Source organism: Kribbella sp. NPDC059898, from assembly GCF_042730855.1.
Lineage (GTDB): Bacteria > Actinomycetota > Actinomycetes > Propionibacteriales > Kribbellaceae > Kribbella.
The window spans coordinates 257,125-279,158 of the sequence record NZ_JBHWKR010000006.1 but is presented as its reverse complement, the minus strand read 5'-3'; the positions used below and the strand labels follow the sequence as shown (position 1 = coordinate 279,158).

General features: G+C 69.2%; 19 protein-coding genes. 6 read left to right on the top strand and 13 right to left on the bottom strand.

What is annotated here, in order from left to right; genetic code table 11:
- Nucleotides 1-2: 2 nt before the first annotated feature.
- From ACFV9C_RS21205 to coaE, 4 genes are all read right to left on the bottom strand, one after another.
- Nucleotides 3-899: a hypothetical protein gene (locus ACFV9C_RS21205; RefSeq protein WP_380195930.1), complete on the bottom strand. Its 897-nt coding sequence runs from the start codon at nt 897-899 to the stop codon at nt 3-5.
- Nucleotides 896-1,993, bottom strand: coding sequence for a PT domain-containing protein (locus ACFV9C_RS21200; protein ID WP_380195928.1), 1,098 nt, complete (start codon nt 1,991-1,993; stop codon nt 896-898). The genes ACFV9C_RS21205 and ACFV9C_RS21200 overlap by 4 nt, the downstream gene beginning before the upstream one ends.
- Nucleotides 1,990-3,111: a PrsW family glutamic-type intramembrane protease gene (locus ACFV9C_RS21195; RefSeq protein ID WP_380195926.1), complete on the bottom strand. Its 1,122-nt coding sequence runs from the start codon at nt 3,109-3,111 to the stop codon at nt 1,990-1,992. The genes ACFV9C_RS21200 and ACFV9C_RS21195 overlap by 4 nt, the downstream gene beginning before the upstream one ends.
- Nucleotides 3,112-3,312: 201 nt before the next feature.
- Nucleotides 3,313-3,930, bottom strand: a complete 618-nt coding sequence (gene coaE, locus ACFV9C_RS21190) for a dephospho-CoA kinase (protein ID WP_380195925.1) — start codon at nt 3,928-3,930, stop codon at nt 3,313-3,315.
- Between the two features lie 33 nt (nt 3,931-3,963).
- Between coaE and ACFV9C_RS21185 the strand changes: the two genes are divergently transcribed.
- Nucleotides 3,964-4,599, top strand: coding sequence for a hypothetical protein (locus tag ACFV9C_RS21185; RefSeq protein ID WP_380195924.1), 636 nt, complete (start codon nt 3,964-3,966; stop codon nt 4,597-4,599).
- A 60-nt stretch (nt 4,600-4,659) separates the two neighbouring features.
- Here ACFV9C_RS21185 and rpsA read toward each other — a convergent pair whose 3' ends face one another.
- On the bottom strand, nt 4,660-6,138 hold the full coding sequence (gene rpsA / locus ACFV9C_RS21180) for a 30S ribosomal protein S1 (RefSeq protein WP_380195922.1): 1,479 nt from the start codon (nt 6,136-6,138) through the stop codon (nt 4,660-4,662).
- Nucleotides 6,139-6,389: 251 nt separating this feature from the next.
- A complete protein-coding gene (locus ACFV9C_RS21175) occupies nt 6,390-7,256 on the bottom strand; it encodes a phosphotransferase family protein (protein ID WP_380195921.1) in 867 nt (288 codons plus the stop codon).
- A gap of 24 nt (nt 7,257-7,280) precedes the next feature.
- On the opposite strand from ACFV9C_RS21175, the gene ACFV9C_RS21170 reads away from it, so the two are divergent.
- Complete coding sequence (locus tag ACFV9C_RS21170) at nt 7,281-8,072, top strand: class I SAM-dependent methyltransferase (protein ID WP_380195919.1); 792 nt, start codon at nt 7,281-7,283, stop codon at nt 8,070-8,072.
- Nucleotides 8,069-9,112 carry an acyltransferase family protein gene (locus ACFV9C_RS21165; protein ID WP_380195917.1) on the top strand — a complete coding sequence of 348 codons (1,044 nt, stop codon included), beginning with the start codon at nt 8,069-8,071 and terminating at the stop codon, nt 9,110-9,112. Before ACFV9C_RS21170 ends, ACFV9C_RS21165 begins: the two co-directional genes overlap by 4 nt.
- Here the strand turns inward: ACFV9C_RS21165 and ACFV9C_RS21160 are convergent.
- Nucleotides 9,019-11,700 (bottom strand): alpha-(1->3)-arabinofuranosyltransferase family protein, encoded by a 2,682-nt coding sequence (locus ACFV9C_RS21160; protein WP_380195915.1) that lies wholly within the window; start codon nt 11,698-11,700, stop codon nt 9,019-9,021. The genes ACFV9C_RS21165 and ACFV9C_RS21160 overlap by 94 nt on opposite strands.
- Nucleotides 11,701-11,803: 103 nt before the next feature.
- On the opposite strand from ACFV9C_RS21160, the gene ACFV9C_RS21155 reads away from it, so the two are divergent.
- Nucleotides 11,804-13,060 carry a polysaccharide biosynthesis protein gene (locus ACFV9C_RS21155; protein WP_380195913.1) on the top strand — a complete coding sequence of 419 codons (1,257 nt, stop codon included), beginning with the start codon at nt 11,804-11,806 and terminating at the stop codon, nt 13,058-13,060.
- Between the two features lies 1 nt (nt 13,061).
- Here ACFV9C_RS21155 and ACFV9C_RS21150 read toward each other — a convergent pair whose 3' ends face one another.
- The 3 genes from ACFV9C_RS21150 to ACFV9C_RS21140 are packed head-to-tail and all read right to left on the bottom strand — an operon-like array spanning nt 13,062 to nt 16,685.
- A complete protein-coding gene (locus tag ACFV9C_RS21150) occupies nt 13,062-14,036 on the bottom strand; it encodes an ABC transporter permease (RefSeq protein ID WP_380195912.1) in 975 nt (324 codons plus the stop codon).
- Nucleotides 14,037-14,040: 4 nt separating this feature from the next.
- Nucleotides 14,041-14,937 carry a carbohydrate ABC transporter permease gene (locus ACFV9C_RS21145; RefSeq protein ID WP_380195910.1) on the bottom strand — a complete coding sequence of 299 codons (897 nt, stop codon included), beginning with the start codon at nt 14,935-14,937 and terminating at the stop codon, nt 14,041-14,043.
- Nucleotides 14,934-16,685, bottom strand: coding sequence for a hypothetical protein (locus ACFV9C_RS21140; RefSeq protein WP_380195908.1), 1,752 nt, complete (start codon nt 16,683-16,685; stop codon nt 14,934-14,936). Before ACFV9C_RS21140 ends, ACFV9C_RS21145 begins: the two co-directional genes overlap by 4 nt.
- 218 nt (nt 16,686-16,903) lie before the next feature.
- Here ACFV9C_RS21140 and ACFV9C_RS21135 point away from each other — a divergent pair, with 218 nt between their 5' ends.
- Nucleotides 16,904-17,386, top strand: coding sequence for an NUDIX domain-containing protein (locus ACFV9C_RS21135; protein WP_380195907.1), 483 nt, complete (start codon nt 16,904-16,906; stop codon nt 17,384-17,386).
- Here the strand turns inward: ACFV9C_RS21135 and ACFV9C_RS21130 are convergent.
- Together ACFV9C_RS21130 and polA are read right to left on the bottom strand one after the other, a co-directional pair.
- Nucleotides 17,370-18,215, bottom strand: a complete 846-nt coding sequence (locus ACFV9C_RS21130; RefSeq protein ID WP_380195905.1) for a hypothetical protein — start codon at nt 18,213-18,215, stop codon at nt 17,370-17,372. The two genes, ACFV9C_RS21135 and ACFV9C_RS21130, sit on opposite strands and share 17 nt — an antisense overlap.
- 4 nt (nt 18,216-18,219) lie before the next feature.
- Entirely contained in the window at nt 18,220-20,922 is a 2,703-nt protein-coding gene (gene polA, locus ACFV9C_RS21125) for a DNA polymerase I (RefSeq protein WP_380196251.1), read from the bottom strand.
- 68 nt (nt 20,923-20,990) lie between these two features.
- On the opposite strand from polA, the gene ACFV9C_RS21120 reads away from it, so the two are divergent.
- Nucleotides 20,991-21,410 carry a hotdog fold thioesterase gene (locus ACFV9C_RS21120; protein ID WP_380195903.1) on the top strand — a complete coding sequence of 140 codons (420 nt, stop codon included), beginning with the start codon at nt 20,991-20,993 and terminating at the stop codon, nt 21,408-21,410.
- On the opposite strand, the gene ACFV9C_RS21115 is transcribed toward ACFV9C_RS21120, so the two are convergent.
- Nucleotides 21,373-21,963, bottom strand: a complete 591-nt coding sequence (locus ACFV9C_RS21115) for a GNAT family N-acetyltransferase (protein WP_380195901.1) — start codon at nt 21,961-21,963, stop codon at nt 21,373-21,375. The genes ACFV9C_RS21120 and ACFV9C_RS21115 overlap by 38 nt on opposite strands.
- Nucleotides 21,964-22,034: the final 71 nt, after the last annotated feature.

Here is a 22,034-nt window from a genome sequence, read left to right as displayed (position 1 = left end):
GATCAGAGGCTGTCGATCACGGACTTCTTCATGGTCGCGGCGTCCGCCTCGGCCTTCGGGGCGAAGTCGGCGTTGGTCCGGAAGTCCAGCGCCGTGACCACACCGTCCTTGCGCCGGTACACCTCGACCGAGCCCTTGATCCTGGCCTCGGCACCGTTGCTGGTGAAGGTGGACGTGTAGTCGATCGCAACGCACTCCACCAAGACGTCCTTGGGGCACGGCAGGTTCCGTACGCTGCCGAGCTGGGCGACCTCGTTCTCGGTCTCCCCCTCGACGATGCCGAGCAGGTACGCGTTCGCGGTGACGTCGCGCTTCTGCCGGACCCAGAAGAACGCCCGCGCGTTCGCGGTGTCGTTCGGCGGGTAGACGGCGAGCTCCTTGCCGGCCTTCTCCTTGGTGTACAGCGTCCAGCCCTGGGCCGGTACGACGGAGACGCCGAAGCCGACCGGTATCGCGTTCGACGGCGGCTGGTACGACGACTTCGGCGCGGCCGGCGTACTCACCGGCGTACTCGGCGGGTTGTCCGGGCCGGCCTTCTTGTCACCGCCGGACAGCGCCACCAGGACGACCGCGACGATCGCCACCACGAGCAGGCCGGCGCCGATCGGGATCAGCAGCGGCGGGACGTGCGGCAGCTGGAAGCCCTTCTTCTTCTGCGGCGGCGGGCGGCGCAGCGACGGCGGGCCCACCTTGTCGCCCCAGGACGACGAGGTCTGCGTCGACGGTCCGTCGGGTCCGGGCGCGGCAGAGCCGCCCCACGGTGACGGGGGCGGCTGCACCTCGAGGTTCCAGGGCGACGGCGGGAGCTGATCCTCCGGCTCGTCGCCCTGGACCTCGTCCGGTCCCGGCTGGTTGACCCAAGGGTTACCGGCGGGACCCTTGTCGCGCTTTCCGCTCACTGACTCTGGATCACCGACTTCAGCATCGCCGTCGAGTCCGGGTCGAGGGTGGCGAGCTTGTCCTTGCGCCCGTACGCCTGCGCGACCGTGATCACGCCGTCGTTGCGTTCGATCACCGCGACGAACCCGACCACCGCGAAGCTGCCGCTCTGCGAGGTCGTGACCCCGGAGTAGGCCTGCGACATCAGGACCTTCACCGGGGTCTTGTCGTCCGGACCCGGTGTCACGGTCTTGACCTGCTTGGTCTGCACCGAGGACAGCGACTTGGTGTTGGCCTTGACCACCTGGGACAGGATCGACTGGCTGGACTCGGCGGTCTTCGCCGCCGCGACCATGAACAGACCCTCGCCCTTGTTGACCAGGAACACACCCTGGTAGCCGTCGAGGCTCTGCCGGACGTAGCCCGGCTGCGGCTTCACGTAGATGCCCTCGGCAACCGCGATGCCCTCGTCGCTGCCGGTGCTCGGCTGGGTCGTCGGGTTAGCGGTCGGCTCGGCCGTGGGCTCGCCGGTCGGGTTCGCGGTCGGCTCACCCGTCGGGCCGTCGGTCGGGTTGGCCGTCGGCGCGGACGTCGACGTGGTCGGCGTCGGGTCGGCCTGGTCGTCGCCGCCCTTGAAGACGAGGGCGAGGATCACGCCGATGATCGCGACCAGGGCGAACGCACCGCCGGCGATCAGCAGGGTCTTGCTGTTGCCGCCACGGCGCGGCGGCTGCTGGCCGCCCCACTGCTGGCCGCCGTACTGCTGCTGCTGACCCGGGAAGCCCTGCTGCTGGTACTGCTGCTGGCCGGGGTACCCCTGCTGCGGCTGCTGGTACTGCTGCTGGCCAGGCTGCCCCGGGAACGTCTGCTGCCCCGGCTGCTGACCCTGCTGCGGGTACTGACCGCCGTACCCGGGCTGCTGCTCCCCGGGCTGCTGCTGATACTGCCCCGGCTGCTGCTGCCCGGGCTGCTGAGGCTGACCGTAGCCAGGCTGCTGCTGACCCGGCTGCTGGGGAGGCTGCTGCTGAGGAGGCTGCTGCTGGGGAGGCTGTTGTCCGTAACCAGGCTGCTGTCCCGGCTGACCGCCGTACGGCGGCTGCTGCTGGTTGCTCATGCCTGCGTCTCTCCACTCGTCGCAGCGGTCGGTGCGGTCACCCCACGGGCGGACTTCGGTACCGAACGCACCGAGTTGCCACAGGCGGAGCAGAAGTCGGACTGCGGGAGCAGCGGCATCTCGCAGCGCGAGCAGAACGCCAGCTCACCGGACGCGTGGTTCGAACCACCGCGCGCGGCCGACTCCAGCGCCGCCTCCATCAGGCCCGTGTGCAGCACGGTCCGGACCCGGATGATCAGCGCCGCGAGCAGCAAGAGGCCCCAGACGATGCCGAGGACCGCGCCGATCGTGGAGCCGCGGCCGCCGACGAAGCCGAGCAGGTAGACGCCGCCCTGGAACAGCGCGTTCACCGCCATCGCCTGCAGCAGGCCGCCGACCCAGCGCGGCGTGAAGCCGTCGTACCCCTCGCCGAGGCCGGAGAACTCCGCCCCCGCGAGACCGGTCGCCGAGCCGTACACGAGCGGCTTGATGAAGCCGTGCAGCAGGACGATCGAGATCCACGTCCCGGCGCTGCTGCCCGGACCGGCGAAGCCGCCGTTGATCCAGCCCCAGTGCAGGACGAGCGTCTCGAAGCAGGCGTAGCCGACACCGGCGACGACGCCGAACGTGAACCCGTCCATCAGGTCGTCGTACCGCGGCCGGGAGGCCAGGTAGAGCGGGCCGATCTGACGGATCAGCTCGGACACCACCGGTACCAGCAGGAGCAGGATCAGCAGGTCGCGCAGCGACGGGCCGCTGCTGTTGCCGCCGATCGAGTCGAGCGACAGCCCGATCTTGTCCGACCAGATCCAGGTGAACAGCCAGGCCAGCAGCCCGGTCAGCACGAAGGCCGCCGCGACGACCGGGATCGGCTCGTCCTCCCAGAGGTTCACGTCGTACAAGTAGATGATGTAGACGATCGGGATCGCGAAGGCAGCGATCATGATCGCGACCGGCAGCGCGCCGAGCGCGGCGGTCACCACGGTCAGCAGCAGGGCGATGCCGAGCGCGACCTTGTAGGTGTACGGCTGTTTGCCGGACCCCTGCGGCATGATCGTCGAGACGAGTTTGAATGACGCCACCGGCTCGTCGGGCCTGGCGGCGTACGCGTTCTTCCGCTTCGAGTCCCCGGTGCGCATGTCGTTGCCACAGTGATGGCAGAAGTTCGACACATCGGGGACGTCAGAGCTGCAGCGCGGACAAACCACGCCATCCTCCCAACCTCGGACGTCCGGCCTAGCGCGGGACGCGCCGGCCGTGCCCGGCCCCGAACGGTTCGGGCCGGACCGGGACAGATTCTCGTACAGGGGGTCCCGGAAGCATCATTTCCCGCGCAGGGGTCACCTTTTCGTGTCCGGACCGTGCCTTAGACGGTGCTCGAATGTTGCCCACACCTCGTCCAGGCGCCGATCCAGGTCGCCGAGGCTCCCGGAGTTGTCGACCACGACGTCGGCGACCGCCAGCCGGTCGGCGCGGGACGCCTGGCTGGCGATCCGCTGCCCGGCCTCCGCGGCGGCCATCCCGCGCTGCGCGGTGAGCCGTTCGACCTGGACCTCGACCGGTACGTCGACCACCAGCACCAGGTCGAACCGGTCCGCCTGACCGGTCTCCACCAGCAGCGGGATGTCGTGTACGACGATCGCGTCCTTCGCCGCGGCCGCCTCGATCTCGGCGGAGCGGGCCCGGACCCGCGGGTGGATGATCGCCTCGAGCCGCCGCCGGGCCGGCTCGTCGCCGAACACGATCTTCCCTAGCGCCGGCCGGTCCAGGTCACCGCCGGCCGTCAGTACGCCGTCCCCGAACGCCGCGATCACCTCGGCCAGCCCGTCGGTCCCGCGCGCGACGACCTCCCGCGCCAGGACGTCGGAGTCGATCACGACGGCCCCACGAGCAGCCAGCCGCGCCGACACCGCACTCTTCCCGGACCCGATCCCGCCGGTCAGTCCCACTCTCAGCACGCCAGCACCCTATCCAGGTGCCTACGATTGCTTATGGGGTGGTGGCAGCGGCGGCGTGCGGAGGAGTTGCGGCACGTCCGGGTGATGGCCGAGGAGGATGTCGTCCGCTTCGGGGAGGAGCTGACCCGGCTCGGGGAAGATGCTCCCCTGGATGCGGAGGCGCGACACGACTTCCAGGCCGCGCTGGACGCGTACGAGACCGCCGAGCGGTTGGTGGACCGGCTCAACTCGTTCGAAGCGATCAGCGCGGTCGTCGACACGCTGACCGACGGGCGGTACGCGCTCGCGTGCGTCCGCGCCCGGGTCGCGGGCGAGCCGCTCCCGGAACGCCGTACGCCGTGTTTCTTCAACCCGCAGCACGGACCGGCGGCCGTCGACGTGGTGTGGACGCCGAGCGCCGGCCCCACCCGCCGCGTGCCCGCCTGCGCGCAGGACGCGGCCCGCGTCCAGGCCGGCGAGGACCCGCCGGTACGGACGGTCCGGTACGGCGAGCACGACGTACCGGCGTGGGAGGCGGGCGCGCCGAACGAGCCGTACCGGATCGGCTTCTTCTCGGCGAGCGCCGCCCGCGCGCAGGTCCTCGAGCTCAAGCTACGGATGAGGGGCGAGGGCCGCGGCCAATGGGGCAACGGCCTCGGCAAGCCCCGGATCCGCCGGCCTTACGACTGAACGCACGAGGCCCCCGCATCCGGGTGGATGCGGGGGCCTCGAAGGCTACAGCTGAAGAGATCAGCCCTGGCCGGTCAGCTTCTCGCGAAGTGCCTGCAGCGCCTCGTCGGAAGCGAGCGCACCCTCGACGGGGGCGTCGTCCTTCGGGGCAGCAGCCGAGGAGTACGTCGAAGCCTCGCCGGCCTCCACGTCGGCCGACTTGGCCTCCTCGATCTGCTTCTTGTGGGCCTCCCAGCGCGTGTGGGCCTCGGCGTACTGCCGCTCCCACTCCTCACGCTGCGCGTCGAAGCCCTCGAGCCACTCGCCGGTCTCCGGGTCGAAGCCCTCCGGGTAGATGTAGTTGCCCTGGTCGTCGTACGTCGCCGTCATGCCGTAGAGCGTCGGGTCGAAGTCGTCCGAGACCGGGTCGACACCCTCGTTGGCCTGCTTGAGCGACAGCGAGATCCGGCGCCGCTCCAGGTCGATGTCGATGATCTTGACCATGACGTCGTCGTTGACCTGGACGACCTGCTCCGGGATCTCGACGTGCCGCTCGGCCAGCTCGGAGATGTGCACCAGACCCTCGATGCCCTCCTCCACGCGGACGAACGCACCGAACGGAACCAGCTTGGTGACCTTGCCGGGCACGATCTGGCCCATCTGGTGGGTCCGGGCGAACTGCTGCCACGGGTCTTCCTGGGTCGCCTTCAGCGACAGCGAGACGCGCTCGCGGTCCATGTCGACGTCCAGCACCTCGACGGTGACCTCCTGGCCGACCTCGACGACCTCGGTCGGGTGGTCGATGTGCTTCCAGGACAGCTCCGAGACGTGCACCAGACCGTCGACGCCGCCGAGGTCCACGAACGCACCGAAGTTGACGATCGAGGAGACGACACCCTTGCGGATCTGGCCCTTCTGCAGCTGGGTGAGGAAGTTCATCCGCACCTCGGACTGCGTCTGCTCCAGCCACGCCCGGCGGGACAGGACCACGTTGTTGCGGTTCTTGTCCAGCTCGATGATCTTCGCCTCGATCTCCTGGCCGACGTACGGCTGGAGGTCGCGGACCCGGCGCATCTCGACGAGCGAGGCCGGGAGGAAGCCGCGGAGGCCGATGTCCAGGATGAGACCACCCTTGACGACCTCGATGACGGTACCGGTGACGACGCCGTCCTCTTCCTTGATCTTCTCGATCGTGCCCCAGGCCTTCTCGTACTGGGCGCGCTTCTTCGAGAGGATCAGGCGGCCTTCCTTGTCCTCCTTCTGGAGAACCAGGGCCTCGACGTGGTCGCCGACGTTGACGACCTCGTTCGGGTCGACGTCGTGCTTGATCGACAGCTCGCGGGAGGGGATCACGCCTTCGGTCTTGTAACCGATGTCGAGCAGGACCTCGTCCCGGTCGACCTTGACGATGGTGCCCTCGACGATGTCGCCGTCGTTGAAGTACTTGATGGTCTGATCGATCGCCGCGAGGAAGTCTTCCTCCGACCCGATGTCATTGACCGCTACCTGCGGGGTGGTGCGAACTGCGGGGTCGAGGGGAGCCTCGATGCTGGCCGTCATGTGGTGGGTTGCTCCGTGGACTGGTGGTGTCGTGCGGTTGCGCCATGGTCCTTGGATCGCATCAAACCGCGGGATTGCCAGAAGACGACAGATTCACCACCGAGCTGCTGCGAGTCACGAGCCTGCTCCGTCCGAGGTCGCGCGGGCCCATAGCGCATCTGACAGAATACCGGTCTTGACTCGGACAGCACAACCTGGGGCACCCGGCATCACCGGCCGCCCGCCGAGGTGTTCCCGACGTGCCACTGATCTCAATGTACGACGTCCAGGTCGGGCCGGCCGCCCGCGAGCGTGCCCGTGTCCGCCATCCGGGAGACGAGCCGGTGCGCGCGGGCCGCGATCTCGTGCTCGGCGGCCCGCGCGGCGAGGTCCAGCAGCGCCCACAGATCGGCCGCCCGGCCCAGGTCCACGAGCGGCCCGCCGAGCCACCGGAGCTCGTTCAGTACGGCGCCCGCCAGCACCGTGTCCTCCGAGAAGCGCAGCAGGTTGCCGAGGTCGGCGTACGGCGAGCCCACGTGCGCGAACTCCCAGTCGATCAGGCCGGTGATCCGCGCGGATTCCGGGTCGACCAGCAGGTTCTTCGGGTTGAAGTCGCTGTGCACCAGGCAGAACCGGTCCACACCACCGCCCAGCAGCTCCTCCGCCTCGTCGATCACCGTCGCGAACCCGTCGCCGAGGCCGAGCCGCAGCCCCGCGACGTACTCGGTCAGGTCACCCAGCCCGAACGGCTCGACCCCGAGCTCGTCGTCGCGGAACATCCCGGGCCGCAGGAACGGCATCCCGCTCAGCCGCGCGAGCAACTCCCCCAGCTGCGTCCCGACAGTACGTCGCTGCGCCTCGTCCGCCGTCTCGAGGAACACCTGCAGGTTCACTCCGGGTAGCCGCTCCGTCAGCAGGTACGGCGGCTCCTCGTACGACCCGTCACGCTTGAGGTCCAGCACCCGGGGAACCGGCAACAGCCCGCGGACCAGCTCCAGCAGCGCGGCATCCACGGCAGCCCGCCCCGGGTCCTTCGCGTAGAACTTGATGACCGCGTCCTCACCACCCGCACTCACCGCGAACGTCTGCCCGCCGTACCCACCGGCCAAGGGAACGGCACTGGCTGAGAAGTCGATCATGCAGCCAACACTAGAGTGTGCAGCGTGAACGAGCCGGTACGGGTTGAGCTGACGGAAGCGCAGACGTCGCGGGCCAGCCGTGCCTACTGGAACGAGGTCGCCGAGGAGTATCTGGCGGAGCACGGCGAGTTCCTCGGCGAGGACCGGTTCGTCTGGTCTCCGGAAGGGGTCGACGAGGCGGACGCGCGGCTGCTCGGGGCGGTGCGCGGGCGGCGGGTGCTGGAGGTCGGTTGCGGCGCGGCGCAGTGCGCGCGCTGGCTGGTGACGCAGGGCGCGGACGTGGCGGCGTTCGACATCTCGGTCGAGCAGTTGCGGATCGCGAAGACGCTGGACGAGCGCACCGGCACCGCGGTCCGTACGGTCGCCGCGGACGCTGTCGCACTCCCCTACCGCGACGCCGCGTTCGACATCGTCTGCTCGGCCTTCGGCGCGCTCCCGTTCGTCGCCGACGCCGGTACGGCGTTCCGCGAGATCGCCCGGGTACTGCGCCCGGGCGGGCTGCTCGTGTTCTCGGTGACGCACCCGTTCCGCTGGACGATGCCGGACGACCCGTCGGAGGCCGGGCTGCGCATCACCCACTCGTACTTCGACCGCACGCCGTACGTCGAGGTCGACGACGCCGGTACGCCGGTGTACGCCGAGCACCACCGCACCACCGGCGACTGGATCCGCGCGCTCACCAGCACGGGCTTCGTCGTCGACGACCTGCTCGAACCGGAATGGCCGGCCGGGCACGAACTGATCTGGGGCGGCTGGGGCCCGATCCGCGGCCCGCTCGTCCCGGGGACCGCGATCTGGACGGCGCACAAACCATGAAAGACACCCGTTTCCCGGCAGTCGACGGCCTGCGGGTGATCGCCGCGCTCGCGGTCGTCAGCTCCCAGGTCGGCCTGCAGACGCACGCACCGTTCGCCGGCGTGGTGTCGCGGCTGGACGTGGGCTGGGCGATCTTCTGCGCGCTGTCCGGCTTCCTCTTGTACCGCCCGCACGTACTGGCGTGGTTTTCGGGCACGCTGCCTCCGCTGACGCTGCCGTACCTCCGCAGCCGCGCCCTACGCATCCTCCCGGCGCTGCTTGTTGCAGTACTGCTCTCTATAGCGTTCGTTCCGCACCCCGCGACGACTTACCTGCGCTGGGCCGCGTTCACGCCGTTCCTGTTCTACCTGCTCCTCCCTGGCCTCGGCCGGCTGCTGACCGGGTACGAACGTCCCACCCGGCGCAGTGTGCGCTGGCGGCTCCTCGTCCTGGTCGCCCTGACCGTCGTGGGACCGGTCTGGATGGCCGCGGTGACAGCCACCGACCACCCGGACGCAGGCCTCTGGCTGCCCGGTTACCTCGGCTGGTACGCCGTCGGCATGGGTATGGCGCTCTGGCAGGTGGCCCGCGCCACCGGGCGCCTCGGCCCGTCCACGCTCGACACACTGACCAGGGTCCCCGGCACGCTCTGGGGCATCGCCGCAGCGCTCCTGCTCATCGCCGCCACCCCGATTGCTGGCCCGTACGACCACTCGACGCCCACACCGGCCCAGGCGCTGATCAAGAGCCTGCTGTACACGGTGGTCGTCGCTTGTGTCCTCTTCCCGGTCCTGACACCAAGCGCCACGACGGTCCGCGTTCTTGGCGGTCGACGCGCACAGATAGCCGCACACCTCTCGTACGGCGTCGTTGTGTACCAGTTCGTCGTACTAGGGCTCCTGCACGGACCGTTCGTCGTACAGCTTCCGGTGACATTGCTGACCGCGGTAGTGCTCGCGGCAGTCAGCTACCGCCTGCTCCAACGTCCCCTTGGAAGGAAGACGCCTACGGCCAAGACGGAGAGCAACGCGACCAGCCCGAGCAGCAACGCGGCCCTGTAGGTCCTGTCCGGCATGAACCGTGCCGTGACGACCTGTTCCTGCCCGGCCGGTAGCAGCCAGCCCTGTTGCCAGCCGCCGATGCGGATCGGCGTCAGCTTCTGGCCGCTCCCGTCGTACGCCTCCCAGCCCTCGTTGTAGTTCTGCGCCACCACCAGCACCGACTGCTGGTCCGCGCCAGGCACCTCAACGGTGAGCTCCGTGGGGTTCGGCCGCCACACGTCCACGCCCTGGATCGGCTGGGCCTTCACGTCACCGAGCCCGGCCTTCGCCAGTGTGGTCTCGATCGGAACCAGGCCGCCGTTGGACTGCACCTCCACCTGGTGCTGCCCGGACCGCAGCGGGACCGCGGGCAGCGTGCCGCACAGGCTGAACGGCACCGGCTGCCGCAGGAGCAGCTGCTGCATCGTGGCCGCGACCTGTGTCCGCATCGGTACGCCGTCCACGCGGACAGCCGGCCCGTTACCGCAGTACGCCGGAACCTGTCGCTTCGGGTCGACCGCCTTGCGCAGGTCGTCGGCGCCGAGCACCTGGATTTCGGAGACGCCGACCGGACTGGTGCGGGCGTCCTGCAGGGGCTTGGTCGCGGTGAAGTCGATCTTGACGTTCCGCGTGTGCCGGGTCGCGAACCGGACGTACCCGCCGGCGTCGACGGTCGCACTCACCGGCGTGCTGTTGTCGAAGTGCAGCGTGACCGCGGCGGGCCGCGACCCGTTAAGGTACGCGTCCGCCTGGAACCGCAGCCCGTGGACGTCCCGCGCGGTCGGCAACGTCAGCGTGAGGCTCGGCGTCGGGTCGTCCGAGGCGGCCAGCCACCCCGTGCCGGTGGAGCGATCAACCACCGCGCCCGGCCGGCCCTCGGGCGCGGCGATCCCCCGCGACGACGCGGTCGCGGTGATCGCGCCCGGCACGGTGAGCAGCTGCTCGAGCGTCTCGCCGTCCTTCGCCAGCGCAGTCCCGCGCAACTCGTACGACGCGGCCCGCGGGATGCGGATCGCCCGTGACAGCCCGTTCGGCTCGGCGGAGTTCCTCGCCTGCTCCGGGCCGCACAGCGCCCGCGCTCCCAGGTGCAGACAGGCGGAGCGCCCGATCTGCTTGTTCCGCAGTACGACGGCACTCGGCTCCTCGTCGGCCGCCCGGCCGTCGGTCTCGACCAGCGGCAGTCCGTCGACCTTGCCGCTCGCGTCCGCCCGCAGCACGGCGCCACCTTCACCGCCGAGCGCGGTCACCACCGTCGGTACGTCGTCCGCGCTGCCGTCGACCGCGACCAGCCGGGACTGCGGGATCAGCCGGCCCGGTGTGGTGGCGCCGACGTCGTAGATCTCCACGCTCGGGTACGGCAACCGGGTCTCGCCGGCGGGACCGAAGTACGCGACCCGCCCGAGCCCGGCGTCGGCCAGGCTCTCGTGGATCGCGAGCGCCGGCGTACCGTCCGCCAGATCGTTGCGCACGACAACGTAGCGGACACCGTCCCGGTTCAGCTCCTGCCGCAGGGTCTGGTCGCCGACACCGGAGTCCACGCGGCTCCACAGGTCATCGGTGAGCGCAGCCATCGGTCGCTTCACCAGGGCGGCCAAGGGCTCGTTGGAGGCCGACAGGACGAGCACACTGCCCGGTGCGGACTGGCCGTCGAGCCAGTCCGCCGCCTGCTCCCAGTGCTTCGGGATCGCGGCGAACGCGCCGGCGGGCTGCACCAGGACCACCGGCAGCGCAGCGGCCGCGGCGAGACTGGTGACCAGGACGGGTACCACGCGACGGTTGATGCCGCGCGACACGGACAGGGTGGTCAGCCGCGGCAGGTAGTGCGCTGCCGCGAGTGCTAGCGGCAGGCCGACGACAGCACCCGCCACGGGCAACCAACGCGGGCCTGGCGGCGCAGCGCCGTACCGGATGAGCATCAGGAGCGGTACGAGCCACCAGATCGACGCGGCCACGACGAAGCCGAGCCAGACGAGCGTGAGCTTCACCCGTGCTCGCAGTACCAACCACACCGCGGGTAAGACGAGGACAGCTGCGCTACCGGCCGGGCTGGCGCCACCTATCAGTGCGAAGGCGACGGCTGACCAACTGGCCCGCCACCAGCCGGAGCGGATACGTGGTGAGACGAGTGGCAGCAGCACCCATGGGGCCATGGCCATCGGCCATACCTCGATGGGGAGCTCACCGAACGCCCGTGGCACCAACGCGTACAGCAGGCCGACGGCGAAGCGCGTCCACGGCACGCCGTACTGCAGGACGTTGCACAGCTTCCAGATACCGAGGAAGGCGACGCACAGCACCAGCGACCACCAGAGGCGCTGGATGATCCAGTCCGGCACCGACAGCGCGTCCAGCAACCAGTGGAACGGCCCCATCGGCAGCAGGTAGCCGTACGCATCGCTCTGCAGTTGGCCGAAGGCGGTGTGCGGGTCCCAGAGATGCATGGCCCGCGACAGAAAGCCGCCCGGTCCGGCGGTCAGCTCGAGCTTGCGGTCCGGGACGACCAGGCCGGGAGCATGCTGGAAACAGAGGGCGATCAGCGCCAGGCAGCCCAGAACGAGCCGTGCCCGCCAGACCACCTGCTCCGAACTCCCTGCTGTCAGCCTCCTCACCGGCCGGACATTAACGGATCCGGCGGCTCCGCAGTGGCATCGTTGCCGTACCGTGAGGTCCGGCAAATCTCACATCAGCACCAACCGAGCCGAGGCAGCACGCATGACTTCTGGCACCACCCCGGCGCCGCAACCGCAGGCTCCCCGCAAGAGCTTCCTGCGCAGTGCCACGGTCGTCGCGGTCGCCATGGCGATCATGAACGTGGCGGCGTACGGCTTCACGCTGATCGGGTCCCGGCGCCTGGAGCAGGACCAGTTCGGCGCGATCACCGCGCTGCTCGGGCTGTTGCTCATCGGCAACGTCGCATCGCTCGGTCTGCAGGCCACCGCCGCCCGGCAGCTCGCCACGCACTCCGGCGACGGCGCGGCGACGCTGGCCGACGCGATCCTGCGGGCGGGTCGCCGGTCCGCCGCCGGCCTCACCGTGCTCTGCCTGGTGCTGACACCGGTGTTCATGTGGCTGCTGCACGTCGACTCGGTCGTCGCGATCCTGCTGCTCGCACCGACGCTCGGCGGCCTCACGCTGATGGGTTCGCAGCTCGGCATCCTCCAGGGCAGCCACCGCTGGACCGAGCTCGCCGCCGTCTACACGTCGGCAGGCATCGGCCGGCTGGTGCTCGGCGGCGGCGCGCTGCTCGTGCACCCGTCGCTCGACTGGGCGATGGCCGGCCTCGCCGTCGGCGCCGCCGTACCCGCGGTGCTCGGGCAGTACTTCCTGCGGCGGTCGACCGGCTCGACCGGCGAACAGGTCAAGCAGGTACTGCGGGAGACCGTGCACGGCACGCACACCCTGCTCGCGTTCTTCGCGCTCGCGAACGCCGACATCCTGTTCGCCCGCGCGCTGCTCGACACGAAGGACAGCGGGTATTACGCGGCCGGGCTGATCATCGCGAAGGCCTGCCTGTTCCTCCCGCAGTTCGTGATCGTGCTGGTGTTCCCGTCGCTGGCGAACTCCCCCGGCGACACGGTCCGGCTCCGGCGGGCGATCTTCGCGGTCGCCGGCCTCGGGGCATGCGCGGTCGCCGGGACGCTGATCCTGCCCGGGATCGTGGTCGAGGTGATCGGCGGCAAGGAGAAGTACGCCCCGCTCGGCCCGTACACCTGGCTGTTCGCCGTCGCCGGTTCCGCGTACGCCGTACTGCAGCTCGTCGTGTACGCCGCGATCGCGCAGCAGGAGAAGCGCGCCGCGCTGGCGATCTGGCTCGGCCTCGTCGTACTCGCGGTCGCCGCCGGGATCGTCCTGGGCACCGGCACGGCCGCCGGCCTGACCGGCGTGAAGGTGCTGGCCGGCATGACCAGCACCTGCGCGCTCCTCCTGTCCGGCGCTCTCGCCACCGGGCTGCATCGCCAATCGACCTAGCTCACCAGAGACTGGACTTGGCGAACCGCCGGGCGAAGGTGTTCGCCAGCACCAGCAACACGAGACCGATGACCGATCGGAAGAGCCCGATCGCGGTCGCGTAGCTGAACTGCGGCACCGCCGACGCCAGACCGATCTTGTACACGTACGTGTCGATCACCTCGGCCACGTCCAGGTTCAGGTTGTTCTGCATCAGCAGCACCTTCTCGAACCCGACCGACAGGATCCGGCCGATGTCCAGGATCAGCAGGATCACCGCCACCGGCACAATCGCCGGCAGGTCGATGTGCCACATCCGCCGCAGCCGGGACGCCCCGTCGACGATCGCCGCCTCGTGCAGCTCCGGCGGCACGCTGGTCAGCGCCGCGAGGTAGATGATCGCCGAGAACCCCATCGTCTGCCACGCCCCGGACCACACGTACAGGTGCCGGAACAGTCCGGAATCGCCCATCAGGTCGACCGGTCCGATCCCGAACAGCCCGAGCAGCTGGTTCGCGACGCCGGTGTTCGGGTTGGTAAGGACGACCAGCAGGCCGACGACGACCACGGTCGAGATGAAGTGCGGCGCGTACGTGATCAGCTGCGCCGACCGGCTGAACCACTTCCGCCGGACCGTGTTCAGGCAGAGCGCGAGGACGATCGGCAACGGGAACGTCGCGAGAAGCTCGTACACGTGCAGGAACACCGTGTTCCGGATCAGCCGCCAGAACTGGTACGACTCCACGAACCGCTCGAAGTACTTGAACCCGGCCCACGGGCTGCCCCAGATCCCGGACACCACGTTGTAGTCCTTGAACGCGATGATCACGCCGTACATCGGCCAGTAGGCGAAGACCGCCAGCCAGATCAGCGGTACGGCGAGCATCGCGTACAGCTGCCAGTTCCGCCGGATCCGCAGCCCGAGTCCGACCGACGACTTCGCGGCCCGTTCCCGCTTGTGGGTGGCCGCCGCTCGTTCGGCATTCAGCGTCGTCATGCGCTCATCCCTTCAGGGAGCCGATCATGGCCCCCTTGACGAAGTGCTTCTGGACGAACGGGTAGACCAGCAGCGGCGGGATCATCCCGATCACGATCAGCGAGTACTTCAGCTGCTGCTGCAGTTCCTTCAGCTGGATCAGCTTGCTGGTGTCCGGCATCTGCGACGGGTCGATCCTCGACTGGATCAGGATCTGCCGGAGGATCACCTGCAGCGGGAACAGGTGCTCGTTGGTGAGGTAGATCAGCGCGTTGAAGAACGAGTTCCACTGCGCGACCGCGTAGAACAGCAGGTTCACCGCGATGATCGGCTTGCTCAGCGGCAGCACGATCCGCCAGAAGAACCCGAAGTCGCTGCAGCCGTCGACCTTGCCGGCCTCCACCAGCTCCTCGGGGATCGTCACCATGAAGTACGTCCGGGTGATGATCACGTTCCAGACCGCGAGCGCGGCCGGCAGGATGATCGCCCACCGGGTGTTCAGCAGCCCGAGCTTGTCGACCACCAGGTACGTCGGGATCAGCCCGCCGCTGAACATCATCGTGAACACGAACGCCGCCATGATCAGGCCTTTGCCCGGCAGGCCCTTCCTGGACAGCGGGTACGCCGCGAGCAGCGTGAGGACCGTCGCCACCACGGCCCCGACGACCGCGTAGTACACGGAGTTGCCGAAGCCGCTGACGATCGACTTGTAGTCGAACACCGCCTTGTACGCGTCCAGCGTGAAGCCGACCGGCCACAGCCAGACCTCACCCGCGGCGACCCTCTTGGTGTTGCTGACCGACGCGCTGACGACGTAGACGATCGGGTAGAGGACTGCGACACAGAACAGCCCGAGCGCCGAGTAGATGCAGGCCGAGACGATCTTGTCCGAACGGGTGTCCTGGGTAGCGGTAGCGCTCATGAGTTGTACGTCTCGTAGGCGGCCTGCTGCAGGTCGAGGTACGGCTTCACGCCGATCTTGGCGACCCGGTCCTTGTAGTCGTTCCACGCGCCGTCGTCGTTCGGGTCGAGCTGGCCGGTCACGAACCGGGACAGCGACTGCGACACCTCGTTCTTCAGGTTGGTCTTCAGCTCGGCCTCCTGCGCCGCCTGGTCCTGGTCGAGCGTGACCGGCGGGAACTGCATCTCCTGCGGCTGCTTGTACGGGAAGTAGCTGTCGACGGTCTGCTGGTACAGCGGCTGCTCGAACGTCAGGTCCTTCGGGTTCACCTTCTCGCCGAGCCGGAAGTCCTGGGACCGGTACATCGCGTTGTCCTGGCTCCAGCTCAGGTTCTTGCCGGTGTTCCAGGTCGCGTCGAACCCGTAGATCGCCTGCTTGCCGTTGATCCCCAGCTCGCCCTTCTTCGCCCATGCGAACTTCGGGCCGCCGTACCCGCGCAGGATCGCCTCGAGCTCCATCTGCGCGTCCGCCCACATCACCATCAGCTCCGGCTTCGCGCACTTCTTGGTGATCACCAGCTTGGCCACGTCGACGCCGACGCCGAGGTAGTTCCAGGCGGCGTACCGGACCTTGTTCGGGCCTTCGAGCGGCGGGATCGCCTGGTACTTGCGCCAGCGCGCGTTCGGGTCCTTCTGGTCGATGTCGACGAAGCCGCCCCAGTAGTACGACCGCGCGCCGCCGATGATCGGTTTGCCCGGGGAGTTCCCGTAGCGGTCCATCTGGTCCTGGTCGGCGGTGAACACGTCCTTGTTGATCAGCCCCTCGCCGTACAGGCCGTGCAGGTACTTGAGGCCCTCGCGCCACTCGTCCTTGTCGAACGTGACGTCGGCCTTGCCGTCGTTGACGACCAGCCACGGGTCACCCGGGTTGTAGAGGAACGCGTTCATGAAGTACGAGTCCAGCGCCGCGTCCTTGTAGCCCGCGAACGGGATCGTCTTGCCGTTGCCGCCGAGGTCGGCCTTCTTGAACGCCCGCAGTACCTCGCGGAACTCGTCGGTGGTCTTCGGGACGTCCAGGCCGACCTGCTGCAGCCAGTCGGTGTTCAGGAACGTCCGGCCGTTGCTGGCCCGGCAGTGGTAGCAGTCGTTGATGCTCGGGAACGAGTAGATCTTCTTGTCCGGCGCCTGCACCAGCTTGCGGGTGTCCGGGTAGTCCTTCATCGCCTGCTGCAGGTTCAGCGCGTACCCGCCGATGTGCTGGCCGACGTCGGTGAACAGGCCCTGCTGGCCGTACAGGAACAGCTGCGAGCGGGTGAACTTCACGCCCATGAACGCGTCCGGGATGTCGCCGGCCGCGATCATCGCGTTCACCTTGGTCATGATGTCGTCGTCGGTCCCGCCGATCTGGTTCCACTCGATGTGGACGTTCGTCTTCTGTTCCAGCCACTTGGTGAAGGCATTGGTCTTCCAGTCCCCGATCGTCACGTCCTGCGGTACGACGATCTTGAACGTCACCTTCTCGCTGGTGAGCGGCTTCAGCGCGCGGGCCACCGGGCCGACGTACCCCTCCGGGTACTGCACCGTGGCGAGCTTCGGGCCGAGCGTGACGCTCGGGACCACCTCACCCGCGCCCGCGACCGCACTGCCTGCGTTGCCACCGCCGCTGCAGGCGCTGAGCAGGCCGCCGGCGGCGGTCGCCGCGGTGAGTCCGAGGGCGCCGGACAGCAGTGACCGGCGGCTGACTCCCGGGCGTGCGTGATCGTTCGACATGGTTCCTCCAAGGCGGCTGGGTCGGAACAAAAGACGAAATATCCAATAGGATCTCGGATCTTGCCCGGGAGAATGACATAGAAAGCGAGTTGACGGAAGAGGTCGCCGAGCACTGAACGGGATCGACTGATCACTGTCAGCATCTTGCGTGTAAGCGTTTACTGCTTGCCGTTCCGCACCTGCCTTTCTTGCGTCAACGAACCGGTTAGGGTCGGGGCATGCCGACACCGAAGTTCATCCTCGACCTGCGCGAGAAGATCGGGCACGACCTGCTCTGGCTGACCGGGCTGAGCGCGGTGGTGCTCAACGACGACGGCGAGGTGCTACTGGTCCAGCGCGCCGACAACGGCCGCTGGAGCCTGATCGGCGGGATCCTGGAGCCGGGCGAGGAGCCGGCCGTCGCGGTGGTCCGTGAGATCCAGGAGGAGACCGCGGTCGAGGCACAGGTCGACCGCCTGCTCAGCATCGAGGCCATACCCCCGGCCGCCTACCCCAACGGCGACCGGGTCCAGTTCCTCGACCTCTGCTTCAGCTGCCGGCCCCTCGCCGGCGAGCCCCGAGTCAACGACGACGAGTCCACGGCCGTCGCCTGGTGGCCCCTCACCGCCCTCCCCGCCGAGCTCACCGCCCGCGAACACCTCCGCATCCAGCGAGCCCTCTCCCCCACGGACCAGCCGGTCTACATCACCGCCGCAGACTGAGCTGCAGGTCGCGCAGCCACCGCTCGCCGATCGCCGGCTCGCGGGTCAGCAACTCCGCGAGCTGCCGGCGTACCTTCGGCGTCCGTGCCGCCGCGACCAGCGTGACCGCCTCGGCCAGCGCCATCCGCGTCTTCTCGTCTCGCCGCGGGTCGGCCACCTCCGGGTCGGCCCAGCGGGTCCGGCGGAACGAGGCGGCGGTCTTGTACTGGTAGTCGCCGAAGTACGACCAGAGCCGCGCGTCCAGGGACACGTTCCGGATCGCCGACGCCGGCAGCTCCGCCGCGAACCCGGCGTGCTGCTGCCAGCGCCAGGTGTTCGGGCTGGTCTTCGTCCGGGCCGTGATCCCGACGAACCGCAACTGCCGGCGAATCACGTCCCACTGGGCATGCTCGTCGGCGACCCAGCGGCGCAGTACGCCGTACAGGTTCTCGAACGTCGAGCCCTCGTGCACCAGGTCGACGAACACGCTCGGGCGCCCACGCATCAGCTCGGCCGGCGCGAGACCGTCCGCAGCCAGGTTGGTCCGCAGCTGCCGGAGCTCGTCGTCGGTGAACGCCCGCCCGTCCCGCTGGAACAACGACAACGGCAGCGGACGCAGCCGCGAACTCCACTCCGTGTCCGCCAGCGCCCCGCTCAGCAGGTCGAACAGACTGTCCACCGACCGCCCGACGAAGTACAGCACGCCGTCGCCGCTCTGCCCCAGCACCCGCGCGGCGCAGCGGACCAGGTCGTCGAGGAAGAACGGCTCCCAGCTCTGTACGTCGTCCAGCAGCGAGCCGAGGTTGTCCGGCCGGATCAGGTCCCAGCGGAACGGCCGGTTCGCTTCCATCGGGTCAGTGCGCGGCCTCGTGCCAGGTGCGGCCGATGCCGACTGAGACGTCCAGCGGGACGGCCATGTCGACGGCGTGGCCCATGTCGTGCCGGACCAGTTCTTCGAGGGCTTCGCGTTCGCCCGGGGCGATCTCGAAGACGAGTTCGTCGTGGACCTGGAGGAGCATCCGGGACTTCAGGCCCGAGGCGCGCAGGGACGCGTCGACCTTGAGCATCGCCATCTTGATGACGTCCGCGGCCGAGCCCTGGATCGGGGCGTTCAGCGCCATCCGCTCGGCCATCTCGCGGCGCTGGCGGTTGTCGCTGGTCAGGTCCGGCAGGTAGCGCCGGCGGCCCAGGATGGTCTCGGTGTACCCGGTCTTGCCGGCGTCGATCACGATCGACCGCAGGTAGTCCCGGACCCCGCCGAAGCCCTCGAAGTACTCGTCCATCAGGCCCTTGGCCTCGTCGACGCCGATCTTCAGCTGCTGGCTCAGCCCGTACGCCGACAACCCGTAGGCGAGGCCGTAGTTCATCGCCTTGATCTTCGCGCGCTGCTCCTGCGTGACGTCACCGGGCTCGACCGAGAACACCCGGGACGCGGTCACCGAGTGGAAGTCCATCCCGGAGTTGAACGCGTCGATCAGGCCCTGGTCCTGCGACACGTGCGCCATGATCCGCATCTCGATCTGGCTGTAGTCCGCCGACATCAGCGACTCGTTGCCCTCGCCCACCACGAACGCCTGCCGGATCCGGCGGCCCTCCTCGGTGCGGATCGGGATGTTCTGCAGGTTCGGCTCGGTGGAGCTGAGCCGGCCGGTCGCCGCGATCGTCTGGTTGAACGTCGTGTGGATCCGGCCGTCGCGCGGGCTGATCGTCTTCAACAGACCCTCGACGGTCTGCCGCAACCGGGTCGCGTCCCGATGCGCCAGCAGGTACGCCAGGAACGGGTGCTCGGTCTTCTCGAACAGCGCCTGCAGCGAGTCCGCGTCCGTGGTGTACCCGGTCTTGGTGCGCTTGGTCTTCGGCATCTGCAGCTCGTCGAACAGCACCACCTGCAGCTGCTTCGGCGACCCGAGGTTGATCTCCTTGCCGATCACCTCGTACGCCGACGTCGCCGCCTCCCGCACGCCGGTCGCGAACCGCTCCTCGAGCTGCTCCAGGTACGGCCGGTCGACCGCGATCCCGTCCCGCTCCATCGCCGCGATCACCTGGATCAGTGGCAGCTCGACGTCCGCGAGCAGCGCCGTACCGGCCTGCTTCTCGAGCTCGGCGTCGAGCGTGTCCGCGAGGTCCGCGATCGCCCGGGCGCGCAGCATCGTGTGGTCCGCCGCCGGGCCGCCCTCGACGTCGTCGAAGCTCAGCTGCCCGTTGTCGGCCTCCTCGTTGCGCAGCTCGCGCTTGAGGTACCGCACGGTCAGGTCGGCGAGGTCGTACGCGCGCTGGTCCGGGCGGACGAGGTACGCGCTCAGCTGCGTGTCGGAGCTCAGCCCGCCCAGCGTCCAGCCACGCTCGAGGAACCCGAGCAGCGGGCCGTTCACGTCGTGCAGCGCCTTCGGCAGGGCCGGGTCGGCGAGCCAGACCTTCCAGGCCTCCTCGTCGTCCGGGGTCAGGACCTCCGGGTCGAACCAGGCCGCCGCGCCGGTGGGGTTCGCCAGCGCGAGCCCGGTGATCTGCCCGGTCCCGCCGCCCCAGCTGCCCTGGACGGCGACGCCGACCCGGTCGCCGCCGCTGACATGCTCCTTCAGCCAGGCCGCCAGCTCGCCCGGCTTCAGCTGCACGCCGTCCAGGTCGAAGCCGTGGTCGACGGTCGCGTCGACCTCCTCGTGCTCGGCCACCAGCCGCTCGCGCAGCACCCGGAACTCCAGGCTGTCGAACAGCGTGTGCACCTTGTCCCGGTCCCAGGCGACCCGGGCCAGGTCGTCGACCGACACGTCGAGGGTCAGGTCGCGGACCAGCTCGTTGATCTGCCGGTTCCGGATCACGTCGGCGAGGTGCTCGCGCAGCGACTCACCGGCCTTGCCCTTGATCTCGTTCACCCGGTCGATCAGGTCGTTCAGCGAACCGAACTGGTTCAGCCACTTCGCGGCGGTCTTCGGGCCGACGCCCGGGACGCCGGGCAGGTTGTCGCTCTGCTCGCCCACCAGCGCGGCGAGGTCGGAGTACATCCGGGGTCCGACGCCGTACTTCTCCTCGATCGCGGCCGGGTCCATCCGGGCGATCTCGGAGACGCCGCGCTTCGGGTACAGCACGGTGATGTTCTCGTTGATCAGCTGGAACGAGTCCCGGTCGCCGCTGCTGATCAGCACCTCGAAGCCCTGCTCGTCGGCCTGCGTGGCGAGCGTCGCGAGGATGTCGTCGGCCTCCCACCCGTCGATCTCCGTGGTCGGGATCCGGAGCGCCTCCAGCACCTCCTTGACCAGCGAGATCTGCCCCTTGAACTCGTCCGGCGACTTCGACCGGCCGGCCTTGTACTCCGTGTACTGCTCGGAGCGGAAGGTCTTGCGGGACACGTCGAACGCGACGCAGATGTGGGTGGGCTGCTCGTCGCGGAGCATGTTGATCAGCATCGAGGTGAACCCGTACACCGCGTTGGTGTGCTGACCGGTGGTGGTGGAGAAGTTCTCCACCGGGAGCGCGTAGAACGCCCGGTACGCCAGCGAGTGCCCGTCCAGCAGCAGGATCCGCGGTCGCCCGGTGCCCGGGGTCGCGGAGTCCTTGGTCATGGTGTTCGTTTCTGGAGCCACGTACCGACTCTAATGGGTCCCACGGACAGTTCTGACACACTGCTTCCGTGACAGATGAATCGAACCTCGGACCAGGCATGAGCCTCGAGGGCACGCTCCTGCAGACGATGGGAATCGTTGTCAGCGAGGCGACGGCGGACCGGGTGGTCGCCACCATGCCGGTCAAGGGCAACACGCAGCCGTACGGCCTGCTGCACGGCGGCGCGTCCTGCGTCCTCGCCGAGAGCCTCGGCTCGATCGGCTCCGCGCTGCACGCGGCGACGTACGGGAAGGTCGCGGTCGGCGTCGACATCAACGCCACCCACCACCGCGCGGTCCGTGACGGTGTGGTCACCGGCGTGGCGACGCCCGTCTACCTCGGCCGTACGACGACGTCGTACGAGGTGGTCATCACCGACGACCGGGACAAGCGGGTGTGTACGGCGCGGATCACTTGCCAGCTGATTCAGGCTCCACCCGGGAGCTGACCGCGCGGCGGGCGAAGGCCGACCGCCGCGAGGAGAGCAGGGCGAGCAGGTTCGGGGCGTGCTCGGCGGCGAGCCGGCGGCGGACGGTCAGCGTGTTCGCGAACCGCAGTACGCCGGCCTGGCCGAGACCGAGGCGGGCCAGGAACCGGTTCGCCTCGCGGGCGATCGCGGGCGCGACCACGGCGAGGTGCGCGCAGCTCTCGTACTCCGCCCACGCGACCGCCTCCGCGATCAGCGCCTTGCCGAGGCCGTGCCGGCGGGCCGCGTCGGTGACGTGCAGGTACTCGACGGTGACCGTGTTGTCGTCGTGCAGCGGGCTGATCGCGGTCCGGCGCAGGTACGCCATCCCGTGCACCGCGCCGTCCAGCTCGACCACCAGCAGCCGGCCGTCCGGGTCGTCGAGATGTTTGCCGACAGCAACCTCCGCGGCGGCGACGGACGGCGGCGCCGGCAACCGGGACGGCAGCCCGGCGGCGGTGCTGAGCTCGCGCCACAGCGTGACCAGGGCGTCCGCGTCCCCCGGCTGCGCGTCCCTCACCTCGACGGCTGCCACCACAGCGACCTCCCGGTCCGGTCCACCCCCGAGGTGAACAGACGGGCCGATACGCTCGTCCTCGCGCAACA

What these genes read in the sequence shown, in the direction of transcription:
- ACFV9C_RS21200 (WP_380195928.1), bottom strand. Translation starts at nt 1,993, where the DNA reads ATGAGCAACCAGCAGCAGCCGCCGTACGGCGGTCAGCCGGGACAGCAG.
- ACFV9C_RS21195 (WP_380195926.1), bottom strand. Translation starts at nt 3,111, where the DNA reads ATGCGCACCGGGGACTCGAAGCGGAAGAACGCGTACGCCGCCAGGCCC.
- ACFV9C_RS21185 (WP_380195924.1), top strand. Translation starts at nt 3,964, where the DNA reads ATGGGGTGGTGGCAGCGGCGGCGTGCGGAGGAGTTGCGGCACGTCCGG.
- rpsA (WP_380195922.1), bottom strand. Translation starts at nt 6,138, where the DNA reads ATGACGGCCAGCATCGAGGCTCCCCTCGACCCCGCAGTTCGCACCACC.
- ACFV9C_RS21175 (WP_380195921.1), bottom strand. Translation starts at nt 7,256, where the DNA reads ATGATCGACTTCTCAGCCAGTGCCGTTCCCTTGGCCGGTGGGTACGGC.
- ACFV9C_RS21165 (WP_380195917.1), top strand. Translation starts at nt 8,069, where the DNA reads ATGAAAGACACCCGTTTCCCGGCAGTCGACGGCCTGCGGGTGATCGCC.
- ACFV9C_RS21155 (WP_380195913.1), top strand. Translation starts at nt 11,804, where the DNA reads ATGACTTCTGGCACCACCCCGGCGCCGCAACCGCAGGCTCCCCGCAAG.
- ACFV9C_RS21150 (WP_380195912.1), bottom strand. Translation starts at nt 14,036, where the DNA reads ATGACGACGCTGAATGCCGAACGAGCGGCGGCCACCCACAAGCGGGAA.
- ACFV9C_RS21145 (WP_380195910.1), bottom strand. Translation starts at nt 14,937, where the DNA reads ATGAGCGCTACCGCTACCCAGGACACCCGTTCGGACAAGATCGTCTCG.
- ACFV9C_RS21140 (WP_380195908.1), bottom strand. Translation starts at nt 16,685, where the DNA reads ATGTCGAACGATCACGCACGCCCGGGAGTCAGCCGCCGGTCACTGCTG.
- ACFV9C_RS21135 (WP_380195907.1), top strand. Translation starts at nt 16,904, where the DNA reads ATGCCGACACCGAAGTTCATCCTCGACCTGCGCGAGAAGATCGGGCAC.
- ACFV9C_RS21130 (WP_380195905.1), bottom strand. Translation starts at nt 18,215, where the DNA reads ATGGAAGCGAACCGGCCGTTCCGCTGGGACCTGATCCGGCCGGACAAC.
- polA (WP_380196251.1), bottom strand. Translation starts at nt 20,922, where the DNA reads ATGACCAAGGACTCCGCGACCCCGGGCACCGGGCGACCGCGGATCCTG.